Source organism: Pseudomonas sp. R62 (genome assembly GCF_000257605.1).
In the GTDB taxonomy this organism is placed as follows: Bacteria; Pseudomonadota; Gammaproteobacteria; order Pseudomonadales; family Pseudomonadaceae; genus Aquipseudomonas; species Aquipseudomonas atacamensis.
Genome location: NZ_JH635999.1, coordinates 2181081 through 2185574 on the forward strand (window position 1 = coordinate 2181081; position 4494 = coordinate 2185574).

4 protein-coding genes are annotated in these 4494 nt (G+C 60.3%); 3 read left to right on the top strand and 1 reads right to left on the bottom strand.

What is annotated here, in order from left to right:
* Positions 1-1252 (top strand): substrate-binding domain-containing protein (locus tag OQK_RS27615; RefSeq protein ID WP_016775306.1); only part of this gene is annotated, 1252 nt, incomplete at its 5' end.
* A gap of 149 nt (positions 1253-1401) precedes the next feature.
* Here OQK_RS27615 and OQK_RS27620 read toward each other — a convergent pair.
* On the bottom strand, positions 1402-2631 hold the full coding sequence (locus OQK_RS27620; RefSeq protein ID WP_016775307.1) for an acyl-CoA dehydrogenase: 1230 nt from the start codon (positions 2629-2631) through the stop codon (positions 1402-1404).
* Positions 2632-2802: 171 nt separating this feature from the next.
* Between OQK_RS27620 and OQK_RS27625 the strand changes: the two genes are divergently transcribed.
* Complete coding sequence (locus OQK_RS27625) at positions 2803-3732, top strand: LysR family transcriptional regulator (protein WP_016775308.1); 930 nt, start codon at positions 2803-2805, stop codon at positions 3730-3732.
* A gap of 199 nt (positions 3733-3931) precedes the next feature.
* Positions 3932-4330, top strand: coding sequence for a MerR family transcriptional regulator (locus tag OQK_RS27630; protein ID WP_016775309.1), 399 nt, complete (start codon positions 3932-3934; stop codon positions 4328-4330).
* Positions 4331-4494 lie beyond the last annotated feature (164 nt).

Consider the following 4494-nt stretch of genomic DNA (forward strand, 5'->3'; position numbering starts at 1 on the left):
CCCGGCATTACGCATTCAGGGCTCCAACACCATCGGCGCCGAACTCGGCCCGGCGCTGGTCGAAGGCCTGTTGCAGGAACAAGGCCTGCTGAAAATCCACCGCGAAACCCCGGACACCGCCAACGAACAACGCATCGTTGGCCAGACCGCACAAGGGCAACGCGTAATCATCGAAGTCGCCGCCCACGGTTCCAGCACCGGTTTCGCCGCGTTGAAAAACGCCAGCGCCGATCTGGCCGCCTCTTCCCGTGAGATCAAGGACAGCGAACTGCTTGCTCTGCAAGCCCTCGGCGATCTGAAAAGCCCGGCGGCCGAGCAAGTCATTGCCATCGACGGCCTGGCGATCATCCTCAACCCGGCCAACCCGCTTGAGCAGTTGAACACCGAGCAACTGGCGCGGATTTTTGCCGGCGAAGTGAAAACCTGGGAAGAACTCGGTAGCCGTGGCGGCGCCATCCATTTATATGCGCGGGATGATCAGTCCGGGACGTACGACACGTTCAAGGAACTGGTCCTGAGCCGGCGTGGGAAAAGTCTGAGCAGCGCGGCGAAACGTTTCGAATCCAGCGAGCAATTGTCCGATGCGGTCAGCAACGATCCGCAAGGTATCGGCTTCATCGGCTTGCCTTACGTGCGTCAGGCCAAAGCCGTGGCGATTGCCGACGGCGCCTCGCAAGCGATGTTGCCGCTGAATAGCCTGATCGCCACCGAAGATTATCCGCTGTCGCGGCGCTTGTTCTTTTATCTGCCGCCGGACAGCCGCAATCCTTGGGCGCAGGCGTTGGCAACGTTCGCGCAAAGTCCACAGGGACAGGCGATCGTCGCGACTAGCGGTTTTATCAGCCAGACCGTACAAGCCATGAGCGTGACGCCGAATGCGCTGATGCCCGAGGGTTACCAATCCCTCAGCCGGCATGCTCAGCGTCTGACAGTGAATTTTCGTTTTGCCGAGGGCAGCGCCAGTCTGGACAACAAGGCGCGGCAGGATCTGGCGCGGGTGCTCGACTATATAAAGCGCAATGGCAAGACCGAGCGGGCGGTGACGCTGGTGGGGTTTGGTGATTTGAAGGATGACCCGGCGCGGGCTGATCTGCTGTCGAAGCTACGGGCGATGGCGGTGCGGCGCGAGCTGGTCAAAAACGGTGTGGTCATGCGCGAAGTCCGCGGCTTTGGTGCGCTGATGCCGGTGGCGACCAACAGTGCGGATGAGGGGCGGATCAAGAACCGGCGGGTTGAGGTTTGGGTGTATTGATCCTGACGCCTGATCGTTCCCACGCGCAGCAAAGGAACGCATCCCGTGACGCTCCGCGTCACAGTGGACGCAGAGCGTCCATGGCGGCATGCCCACGCAGAGCGTGGGAACGATCAGACTGGGGGGAATGTGAATGAGGCGACGCGGTGTTACTGACCGCTGCGCAGCATCTCCTTCGGCACATACTTGCCGATCTCGAACTTGCCAATCGCCGCGCGGTGCACTTCGTCCGGGCCGTCGGCCAGACGCAGGGTGCGCTGCATCGCATACATATAGGCCAGCGGGAAATCGTTCGACACCCCTGCCCCGCCATGCATCTGGATCGCCCGGTCGATCACCCGCAAGGCCACATTTGGCGCGACGACTTTGATCTGCGCAATCTCGCTTTTCGCCACTTTATTGCCGACGGTGTCCATCATGTACGCCGCTTTCAACGTCAGCAGACGCGCCATGTCGATCTCCATGCGCGAGTCGGCGATCTTGTCGATGTTGCCACCCAGACGCGCCAGCGGTTTGCCGAATGCGGTGCGACTCACCGAGCGTTTGCACATCAGTTCCAGCGCACGTTCTGCCATGCCGATCGAACGCATGCAGTGGTGAATCCGCCCTGGGCCAAGGCGACCCTGAGCGATTTCGAAGCCGCGTCCTTCACCGAGCAGGACGTTTTCGTACGGCACCCTAACGTTATCGAACAGCACTTCGGCGTGACCGTGCGGTGCATCGTCGTAACCGAACACCGGCAGCGGCCGGACGATCTTCACCCCGGGGGTATCGACCGGCACGAGGATCATCGAATGCTGGGCGTGACGCGGCGCGTCGGGGTTGCTCAGGCCCATGAAGATCAGAATCTTGCAGCGCGGATCGCAAGCGCCGGAAGTCCACCATTTCTTGCCGTTGATTACCCACTGATCGCCATCACGCACGGCACGGGCGGCCATGTTGGTCGCGTCGGAAGACGCCACGTCAGGCTCGGTCATGGCGAACGCCGAACGGATCTCGCCGCGCAGCAGCGGCTCGAGCCAGCGCTGTTTCTGTTCTTCGTTGGCGTAGCGCACCAGCACTTCCATATTGCCGGTGTCCGGCGCCGAGCAGTTGAACGGCTCGGGCCCCAGCAGGGAACGGCCCATGATTTCCGCCAATGGCGCATATTCGAGGTTGCTCAGGCCGGCGCCCAGCTCGGACTCAGGCAGAAACAAATTCCACAGCCCTTCAGCCTTGGCCTTGGCCTTGAGCTCTTCCATGATCGCGGTCGGCTGCCAGCGATCGCCCTCGGCGACCTGGCGTTCGAACACCGCTTCGGCCGGGTAAACGTAAGTGTCCATGAACGCAGTCACGCGCTCACGCAGTTCCTGAACCTTGGGCGAATAAGCGAAATCCATGGGTAGTTACCTTCTCGGGCAGAGGTTGTTCAAGTCATGCAATCGATGCTAGAACAGCGCTGATCATTTACCTAGCCTATTCTCGGCGTGTATAAACATTCATCACCAATATATGATCCGCTGATCGTCAGCCCCAAAACACTTGCACTTAATAACAAGAGAAGCCGCGTTATGAATCTGAGCAAGGTCGACCTGAACCTTTTCATCGTCTTCGACGCGATCTACACCGAAGCCAACCTGACCCGCGCCGGGCAGATTGTCGGGATCACCCAGCCGGCGGTGTCCAACGCGCTGGCGCGGTTGCGCGAAACTTTCAACGACCCGCTCTTCGTGCGTACCGCTCAGGGCATGGTGCCCACGCCGATGGCGCAGAACATCATCGGCCCGGTGCGCAACGCCCTGTCGCTGCTGCGCGTATCGGTGCAGGAAAGTCGCATCTTCAACCCGGCGCAGGCGGTCAAGACCTACCGCATCAGCATGACCGACCTGACGGAAGCAATCATTCTGCCGCCACTGTTCCAGCGCCTGCGCCGCCTCGCGCCAACGGTGATCATCGAAAGCTTTCTGTCCAAGCGCCGGGAAACCACCAAGGAACTCGCAGCCGGGCGTCTGGATTTCGCCGTGGATGCGCCGCTCAATACCGACCCGCAGGTGCGCCACGTCAAGCTGATGGACGACCGTTACGTCTGCGCCATGCGCAAGGGCCACCCAATGGCGGGCAAGGAAAAACTCAGCCTCGACGACTACCTGTCGCTGACTCACATCCATATTTCCAGCCGCCGCAGCGGTCTGGGTTATGTCGATCTGGCGCTGGGCAAAATGGGCATCCAGCGCAAGATCGCCCTGCGCTCGCAGCACTATCTGATGGCTTCGCAAGTGATGCAGCAGACCGACATGGTCATGACCGTGCCGGAACGCTTCGCCCGCCGCCATGATTTGCAGTCGTTCAATTTGCCGGTGAATGATGTGCCCTCGGTGGAAACGCATTTGTACTGGCACGAAAGCACCGACCAGGACCCGGCCAACCGCTGGATGCGCGAGCAGATGATCGAGTTGTGCCAGCAGGTGACGGCGCAGGAGAAGAAGCTGGAGAAGGTGTAGGGCTTTTTTACCGCGTTATCGTTCTTCGCGAGCAGGCTCGCTCCCACAATGAATTGCATTTCATCTGAAGGAACGCGGTCGAATGTGGGAGCGAGCCTGCTCGCGAAGAGGCCTGTACAGACACCCCAAAACCATCCCGCTTGACGTAAACGTAAACCACCGATTAGCTTAGCGCCATGCCCCTTTTCCGAGCGCTTTCATGAGCAGTCAGACCTACAGCATTTCCGACCTCGCCCGCGAGCTGGACATCACCACCCGGGCGATCCGCTTTTATGAAGAGCAAGGCCTGCTCAGCCCCGAGCGTCGTGGCCAGGAACGGATCTATTCGCCGCGCGACAAGGTCACTCTGAAGCTGATCCTGCGCGGCAAGCGCATCGGTTTTTCCCTGGCCGAATGCCGCGAGCTGATCGAACTCTACGACCCGTCCGGCGGTAACACCAAACAGCTCAACAGCATGCTGGCGAAAATCAGCGAACGTCGCGAACAGCTCGAACAGCAGTTGCTCGATATCGAACAGATGAAGCTCGAGCTGGACACAGCCGAAGAGCGCTGTGTGCAGGCGCTGGAGCAGACGCTCAAGAGCCAGCAGGCGATCTAGCAAATATTGGTGCCCCTGTGGGAGCGAGCCTGCTCGCGAATGCATTCTGTCATCCAACATTAACGGTGACTGATCCACCGCTTTCGCGAGCAGGCTCGCTCCCACAGGGTTCTTCGTGAACTCAAAAAACAGGCAGGTCCCGCCCATGTCCCTCCCCTCCCAAG

What these genes read in the sequence shown, in the direction of transcription:
- OQK_RS27625 (WP_016775308.1), top strand. Translation starts at nt 2,803, where the DNA reads ATGAATCTGAGCAAGGTCGACCTGAACCTTTTCATCGTCTTCGACGCG.
- OQK_RS27620 (WP_016775307.1), bottom strand. Translation starts at nt 2,631, where the DNA reads ATGGATTTCGCTTATTCGCCCAAGGTTCAGGAACTGCGTGAGCGCGTG.
- OQK_RS27630 (WP_016775309.1), top strand. Translation starts at nt 3,932, where the DNA reads ATGAGCAGTCAGACCTACAGCATTTCCGACCTCGCCCGCGAGCTGGAC.